27 protein-coding genes are annotated in these 26,901 nt (G+C 51.5%); 13 read left to right on the forward strand and 14 right to left on the reverse strand.

The features are described from left to right. Positions 1-42: 42 nt before the first annotated feature. The 7 genes from rhlE (at position 43) to ybiE (ending at position 6,949) form a co-directional block, all read left to right on the forward strand. A complete protein-coding gene (rhlE, locus tag ACJHX7_RS00275) occupies positions 43-1,407 on the forward strand; it encodes an ATP-dependent RNA helicase RhlE (protein ID WP_075862266.1) in 1,365 nt (454 codons plus the stop codon). A 156-nt stretch (positions 1,408-1,563) separates the two neighbouring features. Further along, positions 1,564-2,004 (forward strand): hypothetical protein, encoded by a 441-nt coding sequence (locus ACJHX7_RS00280; RefSeq protein WP_000035214.1) that lies wholly within the window; start codon positions 1,564-1,566, stop codon positions 2,002-2,004. Next, on the forward strand, positions 2,004-2,285 hold the full coding sequence (locus ACJHX7_RS00285) for a type II toxin-antitoxin system mRNA interferase toxin, RelE/StbE family (protein WP_001235510.1): 282 nt from the start codon (positions 2,004-2,006) through the stop codon (positions 2,283-2,285). The genes ACJHX7_RS00280 and ACJHX7_RS00285 overlap by 1 nt, the downstream gene beginning before the upstream one ends. Before the next feature lie 170 nt (positions 2,286-2,455). After that, positions 2,456-4,606, forward strand: coding sequence for an ATP-dependent DNA helicase DinG (dinG, locus tag ACJHX7_RS00290; protein ID WP_001218654.1), 2,151 nt, complete (start codon positions 2,456-2,458; stop codon positions 4,604-4,606). Positions 4,607-4,633: 27 nt separating this feature from the next. Beyond that, positions 4,634-5,596, forward strand: coding sequence for a DNA-binding protein YbiB (ybiB, locus tag ACJHX7_RS00295; protein WP_000386516.1), 963 nt, complete (start codon positions 4,634-4,636; stop codon positions 5,594-5,596). 140 nt (positions 5,597-5,736) lie between these two features. Next, complete coding sequence (gene hcxB, locus ACJHX7_RS00300) at positions 5,737-6,822, forward strand: hydroxycarboxylate dehydrogenase HcXB (protein ID WP_001571150.1); 1,086 nt, start codon at positions 5,737-5,739, stop codon at positions 6,820-6,822. Positions 6,823-6,889: 67 nt separating this feature from the next. After that, positions 6,890-6,949 carry a protein YbiE gene (ybiE, locus tag ACJHX7_RS00305; protein ID WP_211180490.1) on the forward strand — a complete coding sequence of 20 codons (60 nt, stop codon included), beginning with the start codon at positions 6,890-6,892 and terminating at the stop codon, positions 6,947-6,949. Positions 6,950-6,962: 13 nt separating this feature from the next. Here ybiE and ybiJ read toward each other — a convergent pair whose 3' ends face one another. From ybiJ to mcbA, 5 genes are all read right to left on the reverse strand, one after another. Beyond that, positions 6,963-7,223, reverse strand: coding sequence for a DUF1471 family protein YbiJ (gene ybiJ / locus ACJHX7_RS00310; RefSeq protein WP_000849301.1), 261 nt, complete (start codon positions 7,221-7,223; stop codon positions 6,963-6,965). A 264-nt stretch (positions 7,224-7,487) separates the two neighbouring features. Next, complete coding sequence (gene ybiI, locus ACJHX7_RS00315) at positions 7,488-7,754, reverse strand: C4-type zinc finger protein YbiI (RefSeq protein WP_000146357.1); 267 nt, start codon at positions 7,752-7,754, stop codon at positions 7,488-7,490. 73 nt (positions 7,755-7,827) lie between these two features. Beyond that, the gene (gene ybiX, locus ACJHX7_RS00320; protein WP_094030356.1) at positions 7,828-8,505 is read right to left on the reverse strand and encodes a PKHD-type hydroxylase YbiX; all 678 of its coding nucleotides are present in this window, start codon (positions 8,503-8,505) and stop codon (positions 7,828-7,830) included. A gap of 41 nt (positions 8,506-8,546) precedes the next feature. Further along, positions 8,547-10,829 carry a catecholate siderophore receptor Fiu gene (locus ACJHX7_RS00325; RefSeq protein WP_097465950.1) on the reverse strand — a complete coding sequence of 761 codons (2,283 nt, stop codon included), beginning with the start codon at positions 10,827-10,829 and terminating at the stop codon, positions 8,547-8,549. Positions 10,830-11,093: 264 nt separating this feature from the next. Then, the gene (mcbA, locus tag ACJHX7_RS00330; protein WP_000710618.1) at positions 11,094-11,354 is read right to left on the reverse strand and encodes a DUF1471 family periplasmic protein McbA; all 261 of its coding nucleotides are present in this window, start codon (positions 11,352-11,354) and stop codon (positions 11,094-11,096) included. A gap of 275 nt (positions 11,355-11,629) precedes the next feature. On the opposite strand from mcbA, the gene rlmF reads away from it, so the two are divergent. After that, on the forward strand, positions 11,630-12,556 hold the full coding sequence (rlmF, locus tag ACJHX7_RS00335; protein WP_032170994.1) for a 23S rRNA (adenine(1618)-N(6))-methyltransferase RlmF: 927 nt from the start codon (positions 11,630-11,632) through the stop codon (positions 12,554-12,556). On the opposite strand, the gene ybiO is transcribed toward rlmF, so the two are convergent. The 6 genes from ybiO to rhtA form a co-directional block, all read right to left on the reverse strand. Then, entirely contained in the window at positions 12,553-14,778 is a 2,226-nt protein-coding gene (ybiO, locus tag ACJHX7_RS00340) for a mechanosensitive channel protein (RefSeq protein WP_094030297.1), read from the reverse strand. The genes rlmF and ybiO overlap by 4 nt on opposite strands. 116 nt (positions 14,779-14,894) lie before the next feature. Beyond that, positions 14,895-15,617 carry a glutamine ABC transporter ATP-binding protein GlnQ gene (gene glnQ / locus ACJHX7_RS00345; protein WP_000569080.1) on the reverse strand — a complete coding sequence of 241 codons (723 nt, stop codon included), beginning with the start codon at positions 15,615-15,617 and terminating at the stop codon, positions 14,895-14,897. Continuing rightward, the gene (glnP, locus tag ACJHX7_RS00350; RefSeq protein ID WP_001159065.1) at positions 15,614-16,273 is read right to left on the reverse strand and encodes a glutamine ABC transporter permease GlnP; all 660 of its coding nucleotides are present in this window, start codon (positions 16,271-16,273) and stop codon (positions 15,614-15,616) included. Before glnP ends, glnQ begins: the two co-directional genes overlap by 4 nt. Before the next feature lie 138 nt (positions 16,274-16,411). Continuing rightward, positions 16,412-17,158: a glutamine ABC transporter substrate-binding protein GlnH gene (gene glnH / locus ACJHX7_RS00355; RefSeq protein WP_000843866.1), complete on the reverse strand. Its 747-nt coding sequence runs from the start codon at positions 17,156-17,158 to the stop codon at positions 16,412-16,414. 403 nt (positions 17,159-17,561) lie between these two features. Beyond that, entirely contained in the window at positions 17,562-18,065 is a 504-nt protein-coding gene (gene dps, locus ACJHX7_RS00360) for a DNA starvation/stationary phase protection protein Dps (RefSeq protein ID WP_000100800.1), read from the reverse strand. Between the two features lie 299 nt (positions 18,066-18,364). Further along, a complete protein-coding gene (gene rhtA, locus ACJHX7_RS00365; RefSeq protein ID WP_001361720.1) occupies positions 18,365-19,252 on the reverse strand; it encodes a threonine/homoserine exporter RhtA in 888 nt (295 codons plus the stop codon). A 234-nt stretch (positions 19,253-19,486) separates the two neighbouring features. Between rhtA and ACJHX7_RS00370 the strand changes: the two genes are divergently transcribed. Next, positions 19,487-19,552 carry a protein YliM gene (locus ACJHX7_RS00370; RefSeq protein ID WP_120795379.1) on the forward strand — a complete coding sequence of 22 codons (66 nt, stop codon included), beginning with the start codon at positions 19,487-19,489 and terminating at the stop codon, positions 19,550-19,552. A 52-nt stretch (positions 19,553-19,604) separates the two neighbouring features. Next, entirely contained in the window at positions 19,605-20,120 is a 516-nt protein-coding gene (ompX, locus tag ACJHX7_RS00375) for an outer membrane protein OmpX (protein WP_001295296.1), read from the forward strand. A gap of 48 nt (positions 20,121-20,168) precedes the next feature. On the opposite strand, the gene opgE is transcribed toward ompX, so the two are convergent. Together opgE and mntS are read right to left on the reverse strand one after the other, a co-directional pair. Further along, entirely contained in the window at positions 20,169-21,752 is a 1,584-nt protein-coding gene (opgE, locus tag ACJHX7_RS00380) for a phosphoethanolamine transferase (RefSeq protein WP_001054678.1), read from the reverse strand. A gap of 271 nt (positions 21,753-22,023) precedes the next feature. Then, positions 22,024-22,152, reverse strand: coding sequence for a manganase accumulation protein MntS (gene mntS / locus ACJHX7_RS00385; protein WP_001001761.1), 129 nt, complete (start codon positions 22,150-22,152; stop codon positions 22,024-22,026). Between the two features lie 185 nt (positions 22,153-22,337). Between mntS and mntR the strand changes: the two genes are divergently transcribed. Together mntR and ACJHX7_RS00395 are read left to right on the forward strand one after the other, a co-directional pair. After that, entirely contained in the window at positions 22,338-22,805 is a 468-nt protein-coding gene (mntR, locus tag ACJHX7_RS00390; RefSeq protein ID WP_094030296.1) for a manganese-binding transcriptional regulator MntR, read from the forward strand. After that, positions 22,802-23,920 carry an anion transporter gene (locus ACJHX7_RS00395; protein WP_410231504.1) on the forward strand — a complete coding sequence of 373 codons (1,119 nt, stop codon included), beginning with the start codon at positions 22,802-22,804 and terminating at the stop codon, positions 23,918-23,920. The genes mntR and ACJHX7_RS00395 overlap by 4 nt, the downstream gene beginning before the upstream one ends. A 57-nt stretch (positions 23,921-23,977) precedes the next feature. Here ACJHX7_RS00395 and ldtB read toward each other — a convergent pair whose 3' ends face one another. After that, on the reverse strand, positions 23,978-24,898 hold the full coding sequence (ldtB, locus tag ACJHX7_RS00400; protein ID WP_094030294.1) for a L,D-transpeptidase: 921 nt from the start codon (positions 24,896-24,898) through the stop codon (positions 23,978-23,980). A 218-nt stretch (positions 24,899-25,116) separates the two neighbouring features. Between ldtB and ACJHX7_RS00405 the strand changes: the two genes are divergently transcribed. Beyond that, complete coding sequence (locus ACJHX7_RS00405; protein WP_000961458.1) at positions 25,117-26,709, forward strand: ABC-F family ATPase; 1,593 nt, start codon at positions 25,117-25,119, stop codon at positions 26,707-26,709. Positions 26,710-26,901: the final 192 nt, after the last annotated feature.

The raw sequence follows: 26,901 nt of genomic DNA on the forward strand, positions 1-26,901 counted from the left end.
TGAAAACTACACCGGTAACGGTCGGGGCGGTTCGGAGTAGTTATGTCTTTCGATTCTTTGGGTTTAAGCCCTGATATCCTGCGCGCCGTTGCCGAGCAGGGTTACCGTGAACCCACCCCTATTCAGCAGCAGGCGATCCCTGCGGTGCTGGAAGGCCGCGACCTGATGGCCAGTGCCCAGACCGGTACCGGCAAAACAGCGGGCTTTACGCTGCCGCTGTTGCAACACCTGATCACTCGCCAGCCGCACGCCAAAGGGCGTCGTCCGGTACGTGCGCTCATTCTTACCCCGACCCGTGAACTGGCGGCGCAGATTGGCGAAAACGTCCGTGATTACAGCAAATATCTGAACATTCGTTCGCTGGTGGTGTTTGGCGGTGTCAGCATTAACCCACAAATGATGAAGTTGCGCGGCGGCGTTGATGTGCTGGTGGCAACGCCGGGACGTCTGCTGGACCTGGAACATCAAAATGCAGTGAAGCTGGATCAGGTTGAAATCCTCGTCCTTGATGAAGCTGACCGCATGCTCGACATGGGCTTTATCCACGATATCCGTCGTGTGTTGACTAAGCTGCCAGCGAAGCGCCAGAACCTGTTGTTCTCCGCCACTTTCTCTGACGATATTAAAGCCCTGGCGGAAAAACTGCTGCACAACCCGCTGGAAATCGAAGTGGCACGCCGCAATACCGCGTCTGATCAGGTGACCCAGCACGTTCACTTTGTCGATAAGAAACGCAAACGCGAATTGCTGTCGCACATGATTGGGAAAGGGAACTGGCAGCAGGTGCTGGTGTTTACCCGTACCAAACATGGCGCTAACCATCTGGCTGAACAGCTCAATAAAGATGGCATCCGTAGTGCGGCGATCCACGGTAATAAATCGCAAGGTGCGCGTACTCGTGCGCTGGCCGATTTTAAATCGGGCGATATTCGTGTACTGGTGGCAACTGACATCGCTGCGCGCGGTCTGGATATCGAAGAGTTGCCGCACGTCGTCAACTATGAACTGCCAAACGTACCGGAAGATTATGTCCACCGTATCGGGCGTACCGGTCGTGCGGCTGCTACCGGTGAAGCGTTGTCGCTGGTGTGTGTTGATGAACACAAACTGCTGCGTGATATCGAAAAACTGCTGAAAAAAGAGATCCCGCGCATTGCGATTCCTGGCTATGAGCCGGACCCGTCAATCAAAGCGGAACCAATCCAGAATGGTCGCCAGCAACGTGGCGGCGGCGGTCGTGGGCAAGGTGGTGGTCGCAGTCAACAGCAACCACGCCGTGCGGAAGGTGGTGCGAAGTCTGGTAACGCAAAGCCCGCAGAAAAACCATCTCGTCGCCTCGGCGATGCCAAACCGGCAGGCGAACAACAACGTCGTCGCCGTCCGCGTAAACCTTCCGCTGCGCAGTAATCTTTTATGCCGGGCTATGCCCGGCATATTCGCAACAAATCTCTATCTACCGCAATTTTATCCTGGGCAATTTACGATCAAGATGCTGCAATTTATTATTAATTGCGCTATATTTAATTATAAATTGCATGCTGTATACAAAGAGGTTAGCGCATTATGGCACCAGAAACGATCGATCACTCAACCTTACATAAACTGGTTGAGTCTGGCGTAGTGGATGCAGCACACGTTATTGGCACCCAGGGAGGCTGGTCGTTGACCGTGAAATACGGCCACACTGAACGGCCTCTTGCAGCACAACGCAGTCGGCAAATCCGCCTGTTCAAACGGCTGGAAACGGTTGTCAACTACCTGAAAGATGTTGGTATTGCCCGGTTTGAAGTCGACGCCTCTCATTACGACCCGGACGGTCAGAAGAAAACGACCCGACCAGACAGGGCTGAGGCATTAAAACGAGCTCATGAAGCTGCCGCGTATGATGCCTGGTTTCGAGAGCAGGTGCAGGCCGCCATTGACGATCCACGCCCGGCGCTCTCTCATGAAGAGGCCAAAAGTCTATTTGCTGCCCGTAAAAAAGCCTTGCTGAAGGGGGATTAATGCGTCTGGAATGGAAGCCAATGTCCCTGTCTGACAGGGAGCAAATCATGGAATACATCAGTAAAGATAATCCGCTAGCGGCAATAGCCCTTGATAATCAATTTGAAGCCATTGCGGAACAGGCCTGTGAACGCCCGGAGATGTACCGGGCCGGACGAGTCGCTGGTACACATGAAGCCGTTGTCAGGCCGCATTATGTGCTGATCTACCAAGTGGAGGGCGATACGCTCTCGGTACTGCGTGTTTTACATACCGCCCTGCAATGGCCACCAGCGCAATAAGCCTGCGTGCATTGTCTTTTTCTGCGCAATGATGTTTCTTCTGCTGCGGGAAAATCTCACCTCCGGAAAACGTTATTGCGAGCCGCTTTCCAGAAACAGAAAAACCATTACCCCTGAAAACCGAAAAATGCCACAATATTGGCTGTTTATACAGTATTTCAGGTTTTCTCATGGCATTAACCGCCGCGCTTAAAGCGCAAATTGCCGCCTGGTATAAGGCGCTTCAGGAACAGATCCCCGACTTTATTCCCCGTGCGCCGCAGCGGCAGATGATTGCGGACGTCGCCAAAACGCTGGCCGGAGAAGAAGGGCGGCATCTGGCGATTGAAGCACCCACCGGCGTTGGGAAAACGCTCTCCTATTTGATCCCCGGCATTGCCATTGCCCGCGAAGAGCAAAAAACGCTGGTGGTAAGTACCGCCAACGTGGCATTGCAGGATCAGATCTACAGCAAAGATTTACCGCTGCTGAAAAAGATCATTCCCGATCTTAAATTCACTGCCGCTTTTGGGCGTGGGCGCTACGTTTGCCCGCGTAATCTGACGGCGCTCGCCAGCACTGAGCCCACGCAACAGGATCTGCTGGCGTTTCTTGACGACGAGCTGACGCCGAACAATCAGGAAGAGCAAAAGCGTTGTGCAAAGTTGAAGGGCGATCTCGACACTTATAAATGGGATGGTCTGCGCGATCATACGGATATCGCTATAGATGACGATCTCTGGCGTCGTTTAAGTACCGACAAAGCCAGCTGCCTCAACCGCAACTGTTACTACTATCGTGAATGCCCGTTTTTTGTTGCTCGTCGGGAGATTCAGGAAGCGGAAGTGGTGGTGGCAAACCATGCGCTGGTGATGGCGGCGATGGAAAGCGAAGCCGTATTGCCTGACCCGAAAAATCTGCTGCTGGTGCTGGACGAAGGTCATCACCTGCCGGACGTGGCGCGGGATGCGCTGGAGATGAGCGCCGAAATCACCGCGCCCTGGTATCGACTACAGTTGGACTTGTTCACGAAACTGGTCGCTACCTGCATGGAGCAGTTTCGCCCGAAGACCATCCCCCCGCTGGCGATCCCCGAGCGTTTGAATGCCCATTGTGAAGAGTTGTATGAACTTATCGCCTCGTTAAACAACATTCTCAACCTCTACATGCCTGCCGGGCAGGAGGCAGAGCACCGTTTTGCGATGGGCGAACTGCCTGATGAAGTGCTGGAGATCTGCCAGCGTCTGGCAAAACTCACCGAGATGCTGCGTGGCCTGGCGGAGTTATTTCTTAACGATTTAAGTGAGAAAACCGGCAGCCATGACATTGTACGTCTGCATCGGTTGATTTTGCAGATGAATCGCGCGTTGGGGATGTTCGAGGCGCAAAGCAAACTCTGGCGGCTGGCGTCTCTGGCGCAATCTTCCGGTGCGCCGGTGACTAAATGGGCGACGCGGGAAGAGCGCGAAGGGCAGCTGCATCTCTGGTTTCACTGCGTGGGGATCCGCGTTAGCGATCAACTGGAAAGGCTACTGTGGCGCAGTATTCCGCACATTATTGTCACTTCCGCAACCTTGCGTTCGCTGAACAGTTTTTCGCGATTGCAGGAGATGAGCGGGCTGAAAGAGAAAGCAGGCGACCGCTTTGTGGCGCTGGATTCTCCCTTTAACCACTGCGAACAGGGTAAAATTGTTATTCCCCGGATGCGCTTTGAGCCTTCCATTGACAACGAAGAACAGCACATTGCTGAAATGGCGGCGTTCTTCCGTGAGCAGGTGGAGAGCAAAAAACATCTCGGTATGTTGGTACTGTTTGCCAGCGGGCGTGCGATGCAGCGGTTTCTCGACTATGTGACGGATTTACGGTTGATGTTGCTGGTGCAGGGCGATCAGCCGCGCTATCGCTTAGTTGAACTGCATCGCAAACGCGTTGCCAACGGTGAGCGCAGCGTGCTGGTGGGCTTACAGTCTTTTGCCGAAGGGCTGGATCTGAAAGGTGATCTGCTAAGTCAGGTGCATATCCATAAAATTGCCTTCCCGCCCATTGATAGCCCGGTGGTGATCACCGAAGGGGAATGGCTGAAAAGCCTCAACCGCTATCCGTTTGAAGTACAAAGCCTGCCGAGCGCCTCGTTTAACCTGATTCAACAGGTTGGTCGACTGATTCGAAGCCACGGTTGCTGGGGCGAAGTGGTGATTTACGATAAACGCTTGCTCACCAAAAACTACGGCAAGCGGCTACTGGATGCATTACCGGTATTTCCGATAGAGCAACCGGAAGTCCCTGAAGGTATAGTTAAAAAGAAAGAAAAAACGAAATCCCCACGCCGTCGGCGGCGTTAATGATGTGAGTCAGGTAAGGAGTCGTAAATGGACTATCGCAAAATCATTAAAGAGATCGGGCGCGGGAAAAACCACGCGCGCGATTTAGACCGGGATACTGCGCGCGGTCTGTATGCCCATATGCTCAATGGTGAAGTCCCTGACCTTGAGTTGGGCGGCGTATTGATTGCGCTGCGTATCAAAGGGGAAGGGGAAGCAGAGATGCTCGGCTTTTACGAAGCCATGCAAAATCACACCATCAAGCTGACGCCGCCTGCAGACAAGCCGATGCCGATTGTCATCCCCAGTTACAACGGCGCGCGTAAACAGGCCAACCTGACGCCGTTGTTGGCGATTCTCCTGCACAAACTCGGTTTTCCTGTGGTGGTTCACGGGGTTAGCGAAGATCCAACCCGCGTGCTAACCGAAACCATTTTCGAACTGATGGGTATTACGCCAACGTTGCACGGCGGGCAGGCGCAGGCGAAGCTCGACGAACATCAACCGGTGTTTATGCCTGTCGGCGCGTTTTGCCCGCCGCTGGAAAAACAACTGGCGATGCGCTGGCGGATGGGCGTGCGTAACAGTGCACATACCCTGGCGAAACTGGCGACGCCATTTGCCGAAGGTGAGGCACTGCGTCTTTCCAGCGTTTCGCATCCGGAATACATTGGACGCGTCGCGAAGTTCTTTAGCGATATCGGCGGGCGGGCGCTACTAATGCATGGTACTGAAGGTGAAGTGTATGCTAATCCGCAGCGCTGCCCGCAGATCAATCTCATTGACCGTGAAGGGATGCGGGTGCTGTATGAAAAACAGGACACTGCTGGTAGCGAGTTACTGCCACAAGCAAAAGATCCGGAAACCACGGCGCAGTGGATTGAGCGTTGCCTGGCTGGCAGCGAACCGATTCCCGAATCGCTGAAAATCCAGATGGCTTGCTGCCTGGTGGCTACGGGTGAAGCGGCAACTATCAGCGACGGCCTGGCGCGCGTTAATCAGGCATTCTAAATCTTTTCTCAGCCGGATGAGCCATGTCATCCGGCTTTTACCCCACCGCAATATGAAATTCCTGCATCTTTATTGACCTTCCCGCGCCCGGCGTGCAGCATAAAAAAACAACAAACACATAACATAAACAGGAGTTAACCATGGAAAGTGGTCATCGCTTTGATGCTCAGACGTTGCACAGTTTTATTCAGGCTGTATTTCGTCAGATGGGTAGCGAGGAACAAGAAGCGAAATTAGTTGCCGATCATTTAATCGCGGCAAACCTGGCAGGGCATGATTCACATGGTATTGGCATGATCCCAAGCTATGTGCGCTCCTGGAGTCAGGGGCATCTGCAAATTAACCATCATGCCAAAATCGTTAAAGAGGCGGGGGCGGCGGTCACGCTCGATGGCGATCGCGCATTTGGTCAGGTCGCAGCACACGAAGCGATGGCGCTGGGGATTGAGAAAGCGCATCAGCACGGTATTGCTGCCGTGGCGCTACATAACTCGCATCATATCGGCCGTATCGGTTACTGGGCAGAACAGTGCGCAGCGGCGGGGTTTGTCTCTATCCACTTTGTTAGCGTGGTCGGCATTCCAATGGTCGCGCCGTTCCACGGTCGCGACAGCCGCTTTGGCACCAATCCCTTCTGTGTGGTTTTCCCTCGTAAAGATAAGTTCCCGCTGTTGCTTGATTACGCCACCAGCGCCATTGCATTTGGCAAAACCCGCGTCGCCTGGCATAAAGGCGTCCCCGTGCCGCCAGGTTGCCTGATTGACGTTAACGGCGTGCCGACGACCAATCCGGCGGTAATGCAGGAGTCGCCGTTGGGTTCGCTGTTGACCTTTGCCGAACATAAAGGCTACGCCCTTGCAGCAATGTGTGAAATTCTTGGTGGGGCGCTTTCTGGCGGTAAAACGACGCATCAGGAAACGTTACAAACCAGTCCCGATGCCATTCTCAACTGCATGACCACTATCATCATCAACCCGGAACTGTTCGGCGCGCCGGATTGTAGCGCGCAGACCGAAGCCTTTGCCGAGTGGGTGAAAGCCTCGCCGCATGATGACGATAAGCCGATTTTGCTACCGGGCGAGTGGGAAGTGAACACGCGTCGCGAACGGCAGGAGCAGGGGATTCCACTGGATGCGGGAAGCTGGCAGGCCATTTGTGATGCGGCGCGGCAGATTGGTATGCCGGAAGAGACGTTGCAGGCTTTCTGTCAGCAGTTAGCCAGCTAAAAAAAAAGCCCGTCCAGTGGCGGACGGGCAAACAAGGGTAACATAGGATCAATGAGGGTTAGAGCATATGCGTCTGTCGGCAAACAGACAGGGAAATACTTGTGCTGGACGTAGCGTAAACGCCTGATCCAGCCTACGAATTACTTATAGATAACCGCGGTACCGCTTAATTTATTGTTGTTGGTGGCAGAAGTGATGCTGTATCCACTAGCACCGGCTGCCGCAGCTTTCTCAGCCAGTTTCGCTTCCAGGGCATCGAGGGTGGATGCGCCATCGGCAGAAACCACGCCGATTTTATTCATGTTCTGTGCCTGGGATGCCGTTACCGGTTCCGCCGCGAACACGCCAAATGACAAAGTTGAAAGAGCCATAGCAGCAACAACAGTATTGATAGTTTTCATAATTAATCTCTCGCAGGTGATTTTTGTATAAGTGACGTTGTTTCGTCGATGTGATGAGTATCACGTTTTTTTACGAGAGATAAAATCGAAGAGAATTGACCGCCTTGTTCAAATAAATTGATTGATATCTAACATACTGATAAACCATTTATTTGTTGTACTTATGGACTTGTTTTATACCGCGTGGCAGTCACGGTAGCGTTAAAGGCACGGAATGCCACGCAAAATACAAATTATACTCGCTATACATCCCGCCAGTTGTAGTTAACGTAACTGGCTGTCTTTCGAACCTCTGCGATTATATCCTGTATAAGCTGGTTTTTGTAAATCTTTCTCCTGCTGACAATGAATGCATAAGCGCACGCCAGGAATGGCTTCCCGACGGGCCTGCGGGATAGGGGCACCGCACTCTTCACATTCATACAGGCTTTCGCCACGCGGAATTTCACCCCGAGCGCGCGCAATCGCATCTTCAATTGTACTGTTGATCTGTTCGTTGACGGCGTCATCATTAGCCCAACCGGATGCCATATCGTCCTCCCCATATCAATGCTTGTACAGTTAAGTGTAGCTAATATAGGGACGAACTCGGGCAGTTCAAGCGTCAGATCTCCGACCATTCCCGCAGCAGATTATGATAAAGATTGAGCAGCGACAGGATCTCTTCACTTTCGCCGTAGTGGCTTTTCAGCGACTGAATATTGTTGTCCAGTTCAAACAGCATGGCGCGCTTTTTATCATCACGGATCATCGACTGGATCCACATAAATGATGCCACTCGTACGCCGCGGGTTACGGGTGTCACGCAATGCAGGCTGCTGGAGGGATACAACACCAGATCGCCTGCCGGGAGTTTTACCCGATGTTGCCCGAAGGTGTCATTAACGACCAGTTCGCCGCCGTCGTAGCTTTGTGGATCGCTTAAAAACAGCGTGGCAGAAAGGTCAGTGCGCATCCAGCCGTTTTGTGGATGGCTGCGTACTGCGCCATCCACATGAAAACCATAGGTTTCATTGTTCTGATAGCGATTAAACAGCGGCGTGGAAAGGGTACGCGGCAAGGCCGCGGCAAAGAACAAAGCATGTTGGTTAACCGCGTTCAGCACCTCATTTTGCAGGGCGGCGTACAGGGCGCTGCGGGTGTCTACTTGTTGATTGTTCTTAACTTGCGCACCTTGTGCGCCGGTGGTGACGCGTCCATCCACCCATTCGGCTTGTTCCAGTTGTTCGCGAAAACGGGCGACGTCCTGTGGCGATAACACGCCGGGAATGTGGTACATCATACAAGTTCTCCAAAAAGTGGGGCCTGCGCCCCACATCTGAATCAGAAATGCATATTGGCCGTGAGCAAGAAGGTTCTTGGCTCGCCCGGGTGATAACGGTAGCCGCTCTTGTTGATTGAGGCGACGTAATCGGTATCAAACAGGTTGTAGATGTTTAGCTGGAAGTCGAGATTGCGATTAACCCGATACCCCAGTTTAGCGTCGGCGACCCAATAACCTTCGGTAAACGCTGGCGTTCCCACCGCGCCGTCAGAACCTTTATGCATACTGCCGATATAGCGTGCGCCCGCACCAACGGAAATATCATCGGTTGCCTGATACTGGCTCCATAAGGTAAAGGCGTGCTCCGGGGTATACGGCAGCGATGAGGAACCATCCTGGGCAACATCTTTGCCGTTTTTGATGGTTGCTTTTTGCTGGGTATAGCCGCCAATCACCTGCCACGCGGGAGTGATATTCCCGGCCACGGATATCTCATAGCCTTCGACGCGTTTCTTACCGTATTGCGAGTAAGTTCCGTCATCATTTTGCTCAACTTCATTTTCGATATCAGTACGGAACAGCGCGGCGGTGAGCAACAGGCGTTTATCCAGAACCTGCCATTTGGTGCCAATCTCGCTGGTGTTGGCTTTTTGCGGTTTAAAATCGGTGCGGTTGGCACTGTTACCGCTGCCAGACTGCGCAAGGGCGAAGTTGTTGCCGCCCGGAGGCTGCTGGGAAACGGCATAGTTAATATAGACATTGCCGTTTTCCGTCAGGTGATACAGCGCCCCGGCTTTCCAGTTCACCAGATTGCCCGACTTGGCGGTATCGACGGTGGTGACCGGAGAACCTTTTGCCACGCCAGCAGGGCAGGTGATGGCACCGCGTCCGCTGCCGCCGCAGGCGGTGGCACTGTCATATTCAGTATGATAATTATCCAGACGGATCCCGCCGTTCAGCTCAAAATCACGGGTGATTTGCAGCGTATCGAAGGCGTAAATTGCGAAGGTATCCGTCTGACCATTGGCGTTTGCGCCGTTGCGCGTCAGGCCGCCGGGATGAATGCTGCTGTCAGGATGATAAATATTTACCGCAGGTAACGTCACCGGATTAACGCCGTAGTTAGTCTGCGTTTCACGGGTAAATTCCACGCCGGTACTGACATCATGACCGATAGAACCGGTATAGAACGTCGAGGTCAGGTTGGTCTGGTTGGTGAGAATTTTATTACTCACATCTTTAGTATTCGCCGTGCGTGACCAGGTCCAGCTATTCACATCGCTGGTGGGCTGGGTAATATTCGACGCCCCGCCCATAATCGCCGTCATCAGGTAATCCTGCTTCACGCGCGACCAACGGGTAGTATTGCGAATGGTGGTGTTATCGTTGATGTCGTGCTCAAAACGCATGGTAGCGGTGTCGGTGGTCGAATCGTCGTAATCGGAATCCGTGCCGTAAAAGTTATGCGTATCAACTTTTCCGGAATGATTCAGGGCCGCCGTTCCCGCAGATGGGGCAGAATAACCCGGTAAACCGATGGTCGGAATGCCGCCGTCTGGCGTGTTGTGCTGGGTGACATGCAGATAATTAAGATACAAACGATTCGCTGTACCAAGGCCAAAAGCGACAGAAGGGGCGACGCCGTAACGCTCATTTTTGACTTTGTCGCGTCCGGCATCGTGCGTTTTTTCGCCCATCACGTTCAGGCGCACCGCAGTGGTATCACCAATGACCTGATTGACGTCCAGCGTGCCGCGGCGGAACCAGGCGCTGCCAATACTCGCGGAGGCGTCAATGCCCGAATCATTGCGCGGCTGCTTGCTGATCATATTGATCGAGCCCGTCGGCGCGCTGCGCCCGTAGTCGGTGCCGGACGGCCCTTTAATTACTTCGACCTGCTCGGTATTGAAGGTGTCGCGCGAGACGCTGCCGATATCGCGAATGCCATCAATATAAATACTGTTAGAGGTATCGGCACCACGCATATAAATGGCGTCGCCAGTGGTGGAGTTACCGTTCTCACCCGCAAAAAACGCACCCACGCCGGGGACGTTTTTGAGCGCGTCGGTAAGGTTGGTTGCGCCCTGATCTTTAATCACTTGTTCAGAAATCACCGTCATCGTGCGGGTAGTATCCGCTACCGGACGCGAGAATTTCGGATCGGCAGATTGTTGTGGCGCATAAAGCGAAGGCGTTGATGCTTCGACAACCAGCGTGTCATCCGCGTTAGTTTGCCCTTCGGCGGCGAGAGCCTGAGCCACAGGCGTGATGCCAATACAAAGACCAGCAAAGAACGTGAGCGAATGAAATTGTCTGGCAGGGAAATTGCGATTGTTTTCCATTTTGCAGGTGACTTTTTCTTATATGTTGAAATTTTCACTGCCACGAGAAAGCATCTCTGCGGATGCGATGCCACTGTTAATCTCGTGGTAGCGTTCGTGCAAGTGATAATAATTTTGATAAGCATTATCACTTGGCGCGTTTTTCTATCACCCATTGCGCGAAAAAGAAATACATTTATTTACATTGCGTTCATATTTGATGTTTTTTGCTTACAAATCGGACGAAAACTGCATCCAGAGGCGAATGCAGTTACGTTGGTGGGGTTATTTGTAGATGATTGCAGTACCGAACATCTGGTCATTTCCGCCTGCGGAATTAATGACATAACCTTTCGCGCCTTGTTCGCGCGCTTTTTCTGCCAGTTTATCCTCCAGATCGCTTAGGTTTGATGCGCCAGTTGCCGAAACGGTACCGGCGGGCCGTAGCTGACCGCTGTCCAGGTTACTCATCGGTTGCGCGGCATAAGCCGTGAGAGAGATTCCGCTCAGGACGGTGGCAATCAGTAGTGTGAGGCACTTTTTCATAATGACATCCTCATAAATACAACGGGTAGTGCCTGATAAGTGTAGGTCGCCTGGGCGATGAAAATGACGCAAAAAATTGACAGAGATGTGCTTGTTTTTTGAACGATATATTTTTACAAAACAAGACAAATCAATGATATGCATAATGCTGATTTTTATGATGAATTGCCATAAACCATAGCCATGTGAAGGTTTATAGAAATGATAAACGCAGCCAGATATTTACCCTGTCGCGTTATGCGGGTATCTTACGCCGCTGCTTAAAGGAGAATGCTATGTCCGCCCAGAAACCGGGGTTGCATCCGCGCAACCGTCATCACAGCCGCTACGATCTCGCCACGCTTTGTCAGGTCAATCCTGAACTCAGGCAATTCCTCACGCTTACACCCGCCGGGGAGCAAAGCGTAGACTTTGCCAATCCGCTGGCGGTGAAGGCGCTCAATAAGGCGTTGCTGACCCATTTTTACGCCGTAGCGAACTGGGATATCCCCGACGGTTTTCTCTGCCCACCAGTACCGGGCCGGGCGGATTATATTCATCACCTTGCCGATTTACTGGCAGAAGCAACAGGATCAATTCCAGCTAATGCCAGCATTCTGGATATCGGCGTTGGTGCGAACTGTATTTATCCGCTGATTGGCGTACATGAATATGGCTGGCGTTTTACTGGTAGTGAAACCAGCAGCCAGGCGTTAAGCAGTGCGCAGGCGATCATCAGTGCTAATCCGGGGCTTAACCGCGCCATTCGTCTGCGTCGGCAAAAAGAGAGTGGGGCGATTTTTAACGGCATCATCCATAAAAACGAGCAATACGACGCGACCTTGTGTAACCCGCCATTCCACGATTCCGCCGCTGCGGCACGGGCAGGTAGTGAACGTAAACGCCGTAACCTGGGGCTAAACAAAGACGATGCACTGAATTTTGGTGGTCAGCAACAGGAGTTGTGGTGTGAAGGCGGTGAAGTCGCTTTTATCAAAAAGATGATTGAAGAGAGCAAAGGCTTCGCGAAGCAGGTGATGTGGTTTACCTCGCTGGTATCTCGTGGTGAAAACTTACCGCCGTTGTATCGTGCCCTGACGGACGTGGGCGCGGTGAAGGTGGTTAAAAAAGAGATGGCCCAGGGGCAAAAGCAGAGTCGCTTTATTGCCTGGACCTTTATGAACGACGAGCAGCGCCGCCGTTTTGTCAATCGCCAGCGTTAAAGCGTTGGTTCCCCCGGCGGCAACGGTTCAGCCGGGGTCGCGCCCGGAGCAGGCAGCACCTGATAAGTCTGCACTGGCGCGCGAACGCCCGCCAGGTCGAAATGTTTTTTCACCTGGCTGTCGAGGGCAAAGCGTACCGTCCACTGTTTGAGTGGCAGCGTGGTGAACGAAACACGCAGTGTAAACGCGGTATTGCTTAAGCCGACAATCCCGGCAAAATTCGGTTCACCAATAATCAGCCCGCGAATTTCTTCGTTTTCCATCAATTCCGCTACCGCATCTTTCAGTGCCTGATTGGCTTTATCAGCATCTTCATGGCGATCAACATCGTAATTTGCCACCACCGAACCAATGCCGCGGACGAAGTTAGCAAAGGTAGTTATCGAAGACCACGGAATGATGTGATACGCCCCGGTATCCTGACGCACGCCCACGGAGCGAATCGACATCCGTTCCACAGTGCCGGTCAACGGCCCGATAGTCACCAAATCTCCAGTGTTCATGCCGTTTTCAAACTGAATAAATACCCCGGTGATAATATCTTTCACCAGCGTTTGCGAACCAAACGAGATAGCCAGACCTAATGCCCCGGCACCTGCCAGCAATGGCGCGATATTGACGCCGATTTCCGACAACACAATCATGATGGTGATGGTACTGATAATCACCGCCAGCGCGTTACGAAACAGCGTAAGCAGGGTACGCGTGCGGGCGCTGGGTAGCGGGCGGCCATGAATATCCGAAGCCAGCCGGTTTTCGATCAAACTGGCGAGCACCGTCCAGCCAACCGCCGAGAAGAAAAGAATGAGTGCGATACGGATCAGGATATCTACGGTTTTCTGCCCCGCACCGTTTTGCAGCCAGTTCCAGAAATCGAACAATCCCCATGCGCTCAACAGCAGCATTACCGCCACGCAGACGGTCAGAATACGCGCTGTTTTCAGTGCCGCCGACAGCCAGCCATTCAGCCGTTTTTGCAGCTCGGGATAGTTACGCTGAGTATGTGGCGAGAGGGTGATGGTTTTCGCCAGCCAGCGGGAAAACATACCGGAAACAAATGCTGCGATACCAATAATCGCCAGGCTGCGCACCGTTGCACCCATCATAAATTTCAGGCTGTTGCCCGGATCGAACAACGAAAAGAAAAACAGCACGATAAAATAGGCGCTTGCCAGCCAGTGCCACACCAGCGCAAAGGCGCGGATAAACAAGCTGAAAAAGGCCAGCGAATGCTCCGCAAAGTTGAGCAAATGTTGGGTAATCTCTTTTTTATTACGAAAGATCAGGTACAACGCCCAGATGGTCATGCACAGCATAATGATGACGTTCGCCAGCGCGCCAATTTGTACATTCACCTGATTAGAGATAATCGGCACGGCCACAATCAGGCCATAGCCAATCAGGCTGCTTAACCAGCTCAGGCGACGGCTCCAGTAACGGGCGGTCTCGTCATGAATCGTGAACGGGCGCAGCTCCGCCACATTTGGGCAAAAAATCAGGCGTAGTACAGCTTTGAAAAACTCAATCAGGGCAAAGGCGTTGAGAAACAAACTTTGTTGGAAAGCGATGGTGCGACTGCCCGCATTCAGGTTGTCGCTTAATACCTGGCCGACAAACAATGTCAGCGCCAGTAACAGCAGGTCGATAATAAACGCCCCGATAATCATCGCCGGAAGCTGCAACCAGTTACTGCGCTCACGATTTTTTTGCCGCGCCCACTGGCCCATTTTGCGATACAGCGGAAGTGCGCACAGGCGAATCAGCCAGTAAAAACCAAACACTAATACCGCTAACATTGAAAAATGGGTCAACGCATTGCTGAAGGTTTGTGGATTAAACGGCTTATGCGGGGAGCCGGTGATATTGCGATAAAGTTGTCCGAAGCGGGCGGAAAGGGCTTCACCATAATGGCGGCTGACTTCGGTGACTTTTTGCAGCACGGTTTGCTCTTCAACCAGCGTCGGCGGCACGATCTTCGGTACGGGTTCCGCAGGGGGCGTCGCGGCGACGGTGCGCAACTGGTCGATCAACTCTTTACGTGAGGTGTCATTATCCAGCACATCCGCCAGTGCGCCATAGGCCGCTTTTTTTTGTTCGATATCCGGTTCCGGGGCCGGTTCAGTCGTTGAGTCCGTTGTCGTTGTGGTTGTAACGCCGGGTATGGATACCGCGTGGGCAGGTGCGCCCAGCAGGCAGAAGAGGATGAACAGGATCCACCGCATGACTCCTCCAGTGAGAAAACAGAGCAAAAAGATAAGTATAGATGCTGGAGGAGGGGCGATTTTAAATGAGAGGAATCTGGTGTGCCTCCCTTTCGGGGGAAAGGGAGGCTGAGAAGTTAAGAGACGTGCTGCAAAAATTCCTGCAAGCGCTGGCTCGGTGGGTTCTTGATCAACACCTGCGGATCGCCATCTTCCGCAATCCGGCCTTTGTCGATAAAGATCAGGCGCGAAGCTACTTTCTCGGCAAAACCGATTTCGTGTGTCACGATCACCATCGTCATCCCTTCTTCAGCCAGATCCTGCATAACCTTCAGCACTTCATGGCGCAGTTCCGGGTCAAGAGCGGAAGTCGGTTCATCAAACAGCATCATTTTCGGCTTCACCGCCAGCGCGCGTGCGATCGCCACACGCTGCTGTTGACCACCAGAAAGTTCGGAAGGGTAGTGATGTGCACGTTCTGCCAGACCGACTTTCGCCAGCAGCTCACGCGCCAGTTTTTCCGCCTCTTCTTTGTTCGCGCCACGCACGCGTAGCGGACCAAACATGACGTTTTCCAGCGCCGTCAGATGCGGGAAGAGGTAAAACTGCTGGAACACCATACCTGCTTCCTGGCGAATCAGGCGCTCGTCAACTTTCGGATCGTTAACCTTCAGGCCATCGACAATCAGATCGCCGGAAGTGATTTCTTCCAGTTTGTTGATGCAGCGCAGCAGGGTCGATTTACCGGAACCGGACGGCCCGATAATCACCACGACTTCGCCCTGAGCAATGTTCAAATCGATATTGTGCAGCACCTGGGTTGGACCAAAATGCTTGGAGACGTTTTTAAATTCAATCACAGGATTTTCATCCTTCTTTCCAGACGACGCAGAATAAAGCTCAGCACCAGGGTAATAATCAGATAGAACACCGCCACGGCGCTCCAGATCTCAAGGGCGCGGAAGTTACCGGCAATAATTTCTTGCCCCTGACGGGTCAGTTCCGCCACGCCGATAACAATAAACAGCGAGGTGTCTTTAATGCTGATGATCCACTGGTTACCCAGCGGTGGCAGCATACGACGCAGTGCCAGCGGTAAAATGACGTAGCGAATGGTTTCCCAACGTGAAAGACCGAGCGCCAGTCCTGCTTCACGAAAACCTTTGTGAATAGACAGCACCGCACCACGCGTGATTTCCGCAATGTACGCGCCGGAGTTGATCATGATGGTGACCACCGCCGCAGTAAACGGGTCGATGCGTAAGTCGTTAAACGCCATCGGCAGGGCGAAATAGATAAACATCACCTGGACGACGATAGGTGTGCCGCGGATCACTTCAATAAAGACCAGCGCGACGTGGTTGGCTATCCAACCACCGAAGGTGCGTGCAAAACCTGCCAGCAATCCGATCACCAGGCCGCCAGCCAGACCGAGGACCGAGATCCACAGGGTCATTTTGGCACCTTCAATCAGAAGCGGAATGGCAGGCCAGATGGCACTCCAGTCAAACTGCATATGTTGTTCCTGTTACCGTGGTGTAAATAATCAAATTCAGGGTAATTAATGGCCCCGGAGCGGGTTTGCGCCCCTCACCCTAATCCTCTCCCCAGAGGGGAGAGGGAACTGCCAGTGCGCCTTACAGGCGTAGCGTTATTATTTCGGTTCAGTACCGAACCATTTTTTGTAGATTTCGTTGTAAGTTCCGTTCTCGCGCAGGGTTTTCAACGCGCCGTTGACTTTGTCACGCAGCTCGTCGCTACCTTTCGGGAACGCAATACCGTATTGCTGTGCTTCCAGAGAGTCACCTACCGCTTTGAACTGACCGTTACCGGCGGTTTTGATGAAGTACAGAATGTTTGGCGTATCGTGCAGAACGGCGTCTGCGCGGTTGGTGCCCAGTTCCATATAGGCGTTATCGATGTTCGGGAACTGACGCAGATCTTTAGTTTTGATGTTTGCTTTCGCGTAATCAACGGAGCCAGTGCCGCTCTTCACAGCAACCACTTTCCCGTCGAGATCTTTCACGCTTTTCACATCGTTATTGTTGGCTTTCACCATCACTAACAGGCCGCTTTTGTAGTAGCCGTCAGAGAAATCGATCGCTTTTTTACGCTCGTCGGTGATGGTAATGCCCGCCAGCGCCAGATCGACGTTTTTGGTTTGCAGTGCCGGAATGATCCCACTGAAATCCATCGGCTTCAGTTCGTAATCCAGCTTCAGTTCTTTAGCGATGGCAGCCCACAGATCAACGTCAAAGCCCACGTATTTATCGCCCTGTTTAAATTCAAACGGAACGAAGGCGGTATCCGTCGCGACAACTAATTTTTTATCCGCGGCATGAGAAGAAACCGCAAAAGCCAGGGTCAGTGCAGCCAGTGAAACTTTTAATACAGACTTCATAGCATTTCCTTTTTTCTATCCACGGGACGATCCCCTGCGTGACATTCACATATATGAAAAAATCGTGCCAGTTTTGCAACTCATTGATTTATCGAGATGCGGTAAAAACGTGATGCACGATTTATAGGGCAATACCCTGAAGATGCACCATTCTGGGGCACCAAACTGGTGCGCTAAAATTGTGCACTCAACACAGTGATTATTTAGCGTAAAACCTGATGAAAAAACAATCTTTATGTAACGATTGTGTGATGATGTGGATACAAAAAATTTACTTAATCAGCTGGAGATAGCAGATGGATGCACTAAATAAGTGCGTTGAGGTGGGCTGCAAAACAAAACGGCCTCCTGTCAGGAAGCCGCTTTTATCGTGTACTAAAGTTCTGCACCATCAGCGATGGATTTATTCGATGTTAGACTCGATAAACCACAGGAATTTATCCAGGTCGCGAGACGCGGCGGTCAGGATATCTGCGGTGTCGTCATCTTTCGCTTCGCCAATCGCTTTGCGTACGTCATTAGCGACGATTGCGTAACGGTCAGCCAGCTCTTTCAGGTGATCCTGAACGTTGTGGATGTCCAGCGGGTAACTTTTCAGCGGAGTTTTGCTGTTAATAACTTGAGTGGTCCCCAGAGCTACACCGCCCAGCTGCACTGCACGTTCTGCCATGGTATCCAGATGATCGATCAGTGCAGTGCGGAAGCCATCCAGCATTTCATGTACGGCAATGAAGTTAGCGCCGCGCATGTTCCAGTGCGCTTGTTTGGTAATCAAAGAAAGATCAATAAACTGGATAACCTGGCGATTCAGCAACTCTACTGTTGCTTTTTTCTCGCTGTCAGAGACATCGTTGCGGGTATAAAGCAGATTGGTCGCTTTTGATTTAACTAATTTAGCGGTACTCATAATTTCATATCCTCTTGATGTTATGTCCCAGTAATTAACGAGACTAAGTATAGCACCAGCTATGTGTTCCGCTATTCTGGCTGTTCCTATCACACTAATAGTGGTAACAAGCGTGAAAAAACAAAACCAATAAAAACTCAATGAGTTAGATATATTAATAAGAACAATTCTTATTTATTTGCTCGCCAGGAATTTTCGGAATAAATATGCTTTTGCATAATTCGATATATAAAGACGGTGTAGAGGAAAAGTAGCGAGAAAATCTGCATGGTTATGCATAACCATGCAGAAATGTAAATTTAATTTATATCTAATTCTTTTATTTTGCTCTCTTTGCGTACTGTCAGCGTAGAACCCATTGAAGCGGCGATGATAGCGCCGAGCGCCAGCAGCTGTATGGGTGTCAGTGTTTCTCCGAGGAAAATCATCCCGGAAACGGCAGCCAGCGCAGGTTCCATGCTCATTAGCGTACCAAATGTGCGTGTTGGCAAACGGGTGAGGGCAATCATTTCCAGCGAATAAGGCAGAGCGGTCGAGAGAATAGCGACCGCCAGACCCAATGGAATAACCGACCAGTGCCAGAGTGCTTCACCAGCCTGAAGCGCTCCAATTGGCACGAAAATTAACGCTGCAATCAACGAACCAATTGCCACCGTCGCAGGGCCATGTTCCGCTCCTGCGCGTTGCCCACTTAAAATGTAAATAGCCCAACAAGCCCCGGCGCCCAGAGCCAGCGCACAGCCGGTTAAATCGACATGGGAAACGTCTTGCCCCAGCGGTAGCAGGAACCACAGACCAAGAACCGCCAGAACAACCCAGACGAAATCTACCGGGCGACGAGAAGAGAACAGCGCCACCGCCAGTGGTCCGGTGAACTCCAGCGCCACCGCAATACCCAGCGGTACCGTCTGAATAGAAAGATAAAAAAGATAATTCATCCCCCCCAGCGAAACGCCGTAAAACAACAGCGGTAACCGCTGCTCTTTGGCAAAGCGCAGTCGCCATGGCTTAAAGAACGCGATGAGGATCAGCGTGCCTAATGCCAGACGCAGCGCAGTGACCCCCGGTGCGCCCACCAGAGGAAAAAGTGACTTAGCTAACGAGGCTCCACTCTGAATAGACGCCATGGCAACGAGCAATATGACTATTGGTAACCAGACCGGCATTTTACGTAATGAACCAGGCATCCTTTCTCCCACAAATATCTAAACCTAAGTAAAGCGTGGAGTGTACTGGATATACCCAATGCTGGTTGAGCATTTGTTGAAAAAATTTTCCCCCGTTTTGACTAAAATGCGCCAGGATTGATGGAATCATTAGTCTGGTGATTAGGAATAATCTGGATGAATGACAGGGAAAACATGCGTAATACTTACGCAGTTCTCTGAAAAAGTGATTTAAATTTAGATGGATAGCGGTGTATGGAAACGTTCTGTTACATGAAATGGCCCGTTAGACATCACAAATCGCGAAGAGTTTCCCATTAATTTTTGATATATTTAAAACTTAGGACTTATTTGAATCACATTTGAGGTGGTTATGAAAAAAATTGCATGTCTTTCAGCACTGGCCGCAGTTCTGGCTTTCACCGCAGGTACTTCCGTAGCTGCGACTTCTACTGTAACTGGCGGTTACGCACAGAGCGACGCTCAGGGCCAAATGAACAAAATGGGCGGTTTCAACCTGAAATACCGCTATGAAGAAGACAACAGCCCGCTGGGTGTGATCGGTTCTTTCACTTACACCGAGAAAAGCCGTACTGCAAGCTCTGGTGACTACAACAAAAACCAGTACTACGGCATCACTGCTGGTCCGGCTTACCGCATTAACGACTGGGCAAGCATCTACGGTGTAGTGGGTGTGGGTTATGGTAAATTCCAGACCACTGAATACCCGACCTACAAACACGACACCAGCGACTACGGTTTCTCCTACGGTGCTGGTCTGCAGTTCAACCCGATGGAAAACGTTGCTCTGGACTTCTCTTACGAGCAGAGCCGTATTCGTAGCGTTGACGTAGGCACCTGGATTGCCGGTGTTGGTTACCGCTTCTAATCACTTCGGTGATATAAAAAATCCGCCTCTCGGGGCGGATTTTTGTTTTTAAGGTTTCGGGTCGAAAATATCGGTTCCGAGATGGTTGTAATCTACCTTCTGTAACTGGAAGTTGGTGATGTATATCGGCCCGGCTTTCTTCTCAGATATAAACGGGTATTTGATGTTAATTTCCTTCGCTTTAATTCCCGTCCACTGGGAGAAAAAACCTAAGAAGTCATTGGCTGAGCGGCGGGCTTTAATCACCCGATGCGCTTTATCGTCGCTCGAAATGACCATAAAAGGCACCTGGAAATTCTGCTGATATTTATCATCATGGGCAAGGTATTGCACGTCTTTGCCGCGCTCTTTAAAGGCCAGACCGTGGTCAGAAAAGTAAACCAGCGAGAAGCTGCTGCCGCTGTTGCGTAACTGATCGTACAGCTTACGCAGTAAATCGTCCGTTTGCGTCATGGTATAGAGATAGCACGACGTTTCTTTCGATTGCACAAAGGTTTCGTATTTGCCTTGTGTCCGGTCGCAGGCCTGCGGATGTGAGCCCATCAGATGTAAAACAATCAGCTGCGGTTGCGAGTGCTCTTGCGCCAGCACTTGAGCGGTCATATCCAGTAACGCTTCGTCTTTCGTGTTTTTATCTGCTTCAAAATTACCTTCTTTCAGGAAGTACACTTCATCTGCACGTTTGGCGATGCTGGCGATAGCGGTATCGTATTCGCCGATTTGCCCCTGGTTGGAAAACCACCAGGTCTGGAAGCCCGCGCGATTTGCCAGGGTGACAAAGTTATCCTGAAACTGTGGTTTGCCATCGACAACGCGATTGAGCGTTAAGCCAAGCGATTTCTGCGTGGAGCCACTGGCGGCAATGTAGTCAGCAAATATCAAACCGTTAACGCTGCTGGCAAACGGGGTATTGTCCCAGTGACCGCCAAAGGCACCGAGGGCATCGCGACGCGCGCTTTCACCGATCACCACCACATAGGTCTGATACTTCGGCTTAACGGCAGTGACCGTCCAGGTATCTTTCATTCCGGAAAGTTTTGCCATCCGTTCTTGCTCTTCAATCACCTCGTTATTATTGACGATGACATCCTTAGCAAAACGAAATACCGGATAGCCAGTATCTTTCAGTTTAAATACGCCGCCCCAGGCCAGGTTTTGCACGGGAGCAACAAAAAATGTCGCCACACTGAATACCAGACACAGGCTGTCGAAGGTATTCCAGCGCGCTTTTTCATTCTCTTTTTTTCGCCTGATTGCTATTACGCCGAGCGCAAAAATAAATAAGCCGACCAGGTAGCTGTACCACGGAAAAATCGTCAGGATTTCGGTCGACTCTTCCATATTGGTGGAGTGCAATGCCAGCAATGTATTGAAATTAGGCGCGCCGTAGGCCTGAGCAAAAGGGAAATAACAAGCCGCCACCAGCGAACTGACACCGACCAGAACTTTTTGTACGCGAGGCAATGTTCGCCATAGCAAAAGCAAAATAGCCGTAAACGCAGCGGTGTAGAGCAAACTGAAGGGATAACCTAAGCCGAGGTTAATTAATAGCGACTGTAAAAAGTAGAACGCAGTCCACGGGCTAAATACCCGGCTACGGGTAACAAGCGATTCTTTGAGGGTTAAATTCATATGCCACTATCGTAACAAACGCCATGTGCTTACCCTGGCGTCAAGGGTCAATACCTGCAAGAGTGCGTGGAGAGGGGAAAGGGGTCCGCATCCGCGAGCCGCAATATACGCAGGGCTGCAAGAAGATAGAGCGAGCCGCCGTTCAGGTCAACTACTGACGAACAAATCTTTTGCGAAGGGGATTGCAAATCCGACAAAAAGTGGGGTTTTTCAGACCAAAACGCGTTGTGCCTGCATAAAAGCAGGAGTGAAGCGGCGTACCGCGACGCCGCTATTTATCGGAAGGTTTATCTTGCTGCGGTTTGTTGTTGACCATATCGCACAACATAGAGAGCAGCATTAACCGTACTTTAAAGGGAGAATGACTAAACACGCGCATACACCTCTTGAACTCATTCATAAGACCTCCTGACTTGCTAATCCCGTCGATCCTTGAGGGATGATTGCATTACATACAGATATAGCACAGGCTATATTATATAGCTATTGCTAAAACGTTAATTTTTTGTACCTTCGCAACTCTGGTTTACAATGTGCGCACGAAATGAGAACGCTAGGTATGCGTCACCATAATGAGGAAGCACAATGAGTCGTTGCGCAGGTACGCCAACAGCAAAAAAAGTGACGCAGTTAGTGAACGTGGAAGAGCACGTTGAAGGGTTCCGCCAGGTCAGAGAGGCGCATCGGCGCGAGCTTATTGATGATTACGTTGAGCTGATTTCTGACTTGATCAGGGAAGTGGGGGAAGCTCGTCAGGTAGACATGGCTGCTCGTCTGGGGGTTTCGCAACCGACGGTGGCTAAAATGCTTAAGCGACTGGCAACTATGGGGCTGATTGAAATGATCCCCTGGCGTGGCGTGTTTTTAACGGCAGAAGGAGAGAAGCTGGCGCAGGAAAGCCGCGAGCGACATCAGATAGTCGAAAATTTCTTGTTGGTGTTGGGCGTCAGTCCGGAAATCGCCCGTCGCGACGCGGAAGGCATGGAGCACCATGTCAGTGAAGAAACGCTCGACGCTTTTCGTTTGTTTACCCAGAAACACGGTGCCAAATGAGCCTGCCTTTTTTACGCACGCTGCAAGGGGATCGTTTTTTTCAGTTATTAATTCTTGTTGGTATCGGATTAAGCTTTTTCTTGCCCTTTGCACCGAAATCCTGGCCTGCTGCTATCGACTGGCACACCCTCATCACATTAAGCGGCCTGATGCTGCTGACCAAAGGTGTGGAGTTAAGCGGTTATTTTGATGTGCTGGGGCGCAAAATGGTGCGCCGCTTTGCTACGGAGCGTCGGCTGGCGATGTTTATGGTGCTGGCGGCGGCGCTGCTTTCTACCTTTCTGACCAACGATGTCGCGCTGTTTATTGTTGTTCCGCTGACTATCACGCTAAAAAGACTGTGTGAGATCCCGGTTAATCGGCTGATTATTTTTGAGGCGCTGGCAGTCAACGCTGGTTCGCTACTGACGCCAATTGGCAACCCGCAAAATATTCTTATCTGGGGACGTTCTGGTCTTTCGTTTGCCGGATTTATTGCCCAAATGGCACCGCTGGCTGGCGCAATGATGCTGACACTCCTGCTGTTGTGCTGGTGTTGTTTCCCTGGAAAGGCACTCCAATACCATACGGGGGCGCAAACGCCGGAGTGGAAACCGCGGCTGGTGTGGAGTTGTCTGGGGCTGTATATCGTCTTTCTGACGGCGCTGGAGTTCAAACAAGAGCTGTGGGGACTGGTGATTGTGGCGGCGGGCTTTGCGCTGCTGGCTCGTCGCGTGGTGATCAGCGTGGACTGGACTCTGCTGCTGGTATTTATGGCGATGTTTATCGACGTCCATTTGCTGACCCAACTGCCAGCTTTGCAGGGCGTGTTGAGCAATGTGAGCCATTTATCCGAACCCGGATTATGGTTAACGGCAATTGGTTTATCGCAGGTGATCAGTAATGTGCCGAGCACGATTTTGCTGCTCAATTATGTGCCACCGTCTTTATTACTGGCATGGGCGGTAAACGTGGGTGGCTTTGGTTTATTACCCGGATCGCTGGCAAATTTGATTGCGTTACGGATGGCAAACGATCGCCGTATCTGGTGGCGTTTCCATCTCTATTCAATACCGATGCTGTTGTGGGCGGCGCTGGTGGGATACGTTTTATTCGTTATGCTCCCGGCCTGGTAGGGTCTGGCAAATAAAAAAGGCGGATTATGAGTCCGCCTCTGTTTTACGTTTTGACGATTAATTCAGACGAACCGGTATCCCGGAACGATTTTTGATCGCTTCATCCAGCACGACCTGATCCACATCAGGCTGACCAGTTACTGTCTGCACGCTCTTGGTCAGGGTAATTGGCACAATTTCCTGACCTTCAAACTGGGCTTCGGTGGTAGACAGCGGATTATGGACTTCAATATAACGGCTGCCGTCTGGCTCGGTGGTCGCTTTTACCGGCTCATCAATAAACTGTACACGAGTACCGACCGGTACTTTCTCGAACAGGAATTTGATGTCTTCGTTACGCAGACGCACACAACCATGACTTACACGCAGGCCGATACCGAAGTTGGCGTTGGTGCCATGGATAGCGTACAGGCGACCGATGTAGAGTGCATACAGACCCATCGGGTTATCCGGACCTGCCGGAACGACAGCCGGAAGCGGTTCGCCCGCAGCGCGGTACTCTGCGTGCATTTTGGCGGTCGGCGTCCAGGTAGGGCCTGCTTTTTTACGCTCAACTTTGGTGGTCCAGTTGATAGGCGTGTCTTTGCCTAACTGACCAATGCCGATGGGCAGCACGATAACGGTGTTGCTGCCTTTCGGATAGTAATAGAGACGCATCTCTGCGCTGTTAATGACAATGCCTTCATGAACGGTATCCGGCAGGATCAGCTGCTGCGGAATGTTCAGTACAGTACCGCCTTTCGGCAGGAAGGTATCCACACCCGGGTTAGCTTCCATCATGTTGGAAAGACCCATCTGGTACTCGGCGGCAAAATACTCCAGCGGCTGAGTGTTACCTTCAGGAATGGTGATCACCTGATTCTGACCAACCAGGCGACTCCCGTCGGTTGGCAGAGGATAAGTTACCGCAGAGGCGGTACTGCAAAAGCCGACAACAGCGAAGGCCGCTGCGAATAATGTTTTCAATTTCATATTCATGTTAAGCGAGATTTTGTGCCTGGCAGGCCATTGGGTTGAGAATATTAGAGTATTGGAAGCGCATTATAAGTTCATTCCAGCTCACAGTGAAATCAGATGTGTACGAAATCACATTTTTTGCCTTTGGGAAGAGTGTAGACCTTAAGCGGGGGACGGGATCTTCTTTCAGACTTATGGCATAATGCGCGGTTTGTCATATCTCTTTTCAGGATACGCCTGTGTTAGTTTCCAGTAACGTCACCATGCAGTTCGGCAGTAAGCCGTTGTTTGAAAACATTTCCGTCAAGTTTGGCGGCGGCAACCGTTACGGCCTGATTGGCGCGAACGGTAGTGGTAAATCCACCTTTATGAAGATCCTCGGCGGCGACTTAGAGCCGACGCTGGGTAACGTTTCCCTCGATCCCAACGAGCGCATTGGTAAATTGCGTCAGGATCAGTTTGCCTTTGAAGAGTTCACCGTGCTGGATACGGTGATCATGGGGCATAAAGAGTTGTGGGAAGTGAAGCAGGAGCGCGACCGTATCTATGCTTTGCCGGAAATGAGCGAAGAAGACGGTTATAAAGTGGCCGATCTGGAAGTGAAATACGGCGAAATGGACGGTTACTCTGCGGAAGCTCGCGCCGGTGAACTGTTGCTTGGCGTGGGAATTCCAGTGGAACAACACTACGGCCCGATGAGTGAAGTTGCTCCTGGCTGGAAGCTGCGTGTGCTGCTGGCGCAGGCGCTGTTTGCTGATCCGGACATTCTCCTGCTCGACGAACCGACCAACAACCTCGACATCGACACCATTCGTTGGCTGGAACAGGTGCTGAACGAGCGTGACAGCACCATGATCATCATCTCGCACGACCGTCACTTCCTTAACATGGTTTGTACCCACATGGCGGATCTGGATTACGGCGAGCTGCGCGTTTATCCGGGCAACTACGATGAGTACATGACGGCGGCGACCCAGGCGCGTGAACGTCTGCTGGCTGATAACGCCAAGAAGAAGGCGCAGATTGCTGAGCTGCAATCTTTCGTTAGCCGCTTTAGCGCCAACGCCTCGAAATCTCGCCAGGCAACTTCGCGCGCGCGCCAGATTGATAAAATCAAACTGGAAGAGGTGAAAGCCTCCAGCCGTCAGAACCCGTTCATCCGTTTTGAACAGGATAAGAAACTGTTCCGTAATGCGCTGGAAGTGGAAGGTCTGACCAAAGGGTTTGATAACGGTCCGCTGTTTAAAAATCTCAACCTGCTGCTGGAGGTCGGTGAAAAACTGGCGGTACTGGGTACCAACGGCGTCGGTAAATCAACGCTGTTGAAAACGCTGGTGGGCGATCTGCAACCGGACAGCGGCACCGTAAAATGGTCTGAAAACGCGCGCATTGGTTACTATGCTCAGGACCACGAATATGAGTTTGAAAATGATCTGACCGTGTTCGAATGGATGAGCCAGTGGAAGCAGGAAGGCGATGACGAGCAGGCGGTACGCAGCATTCTCGGTCGTTTGCTGTTCAGCCAGGACGACATCAAAAAGCCAGCTAAAGTGCTTTCCGGTGGGGAAAAAGGGCGGATGCTGTTTGGTAAGTTAATGATGCAGAAGCCGAACATTCTGATCATGGACGAACCGACCAACCACCTGGATATGGAATCCATTGAGTCGCTGAACATGGCGCTGGAACTGTATCAGGGCACGCTGATCTTTGTTTCACACGACCGTGAGTTCGTAAGCTCCCTGGCGACCCGTATTCTGGAAATCACCCCGGAACGCGTGATCGACTTTAGCGGTAATTACGAAGATTACCTGCGTAGTAAAGGGATCGAGTAAGTTATTATCCGTCAGCCCGATACTGTCGGGGTGACGGCGGCTGATGACAAACGCAAGATTGCCTGATGCGCTATGCTTATCAGGCCTACGCAGTACCTGCAATATATTGAATCTGCAGGACTTTGTAGGCCGGATAAGGCGTTAACGCCGCATCAGGCATTAACAAAGCGCATTTGTCAGCAATCTGAGTAA

The organism is Escherichia sp. WS1451 (assembly GCF_046487365.1).
GTDB classification, from domain to species: Bacteria; Pseudomonadota; Gammaproteobacteria; order Enterobacterales; family Enterobacteriaceae; genus Escherichia; species Escherichia coli.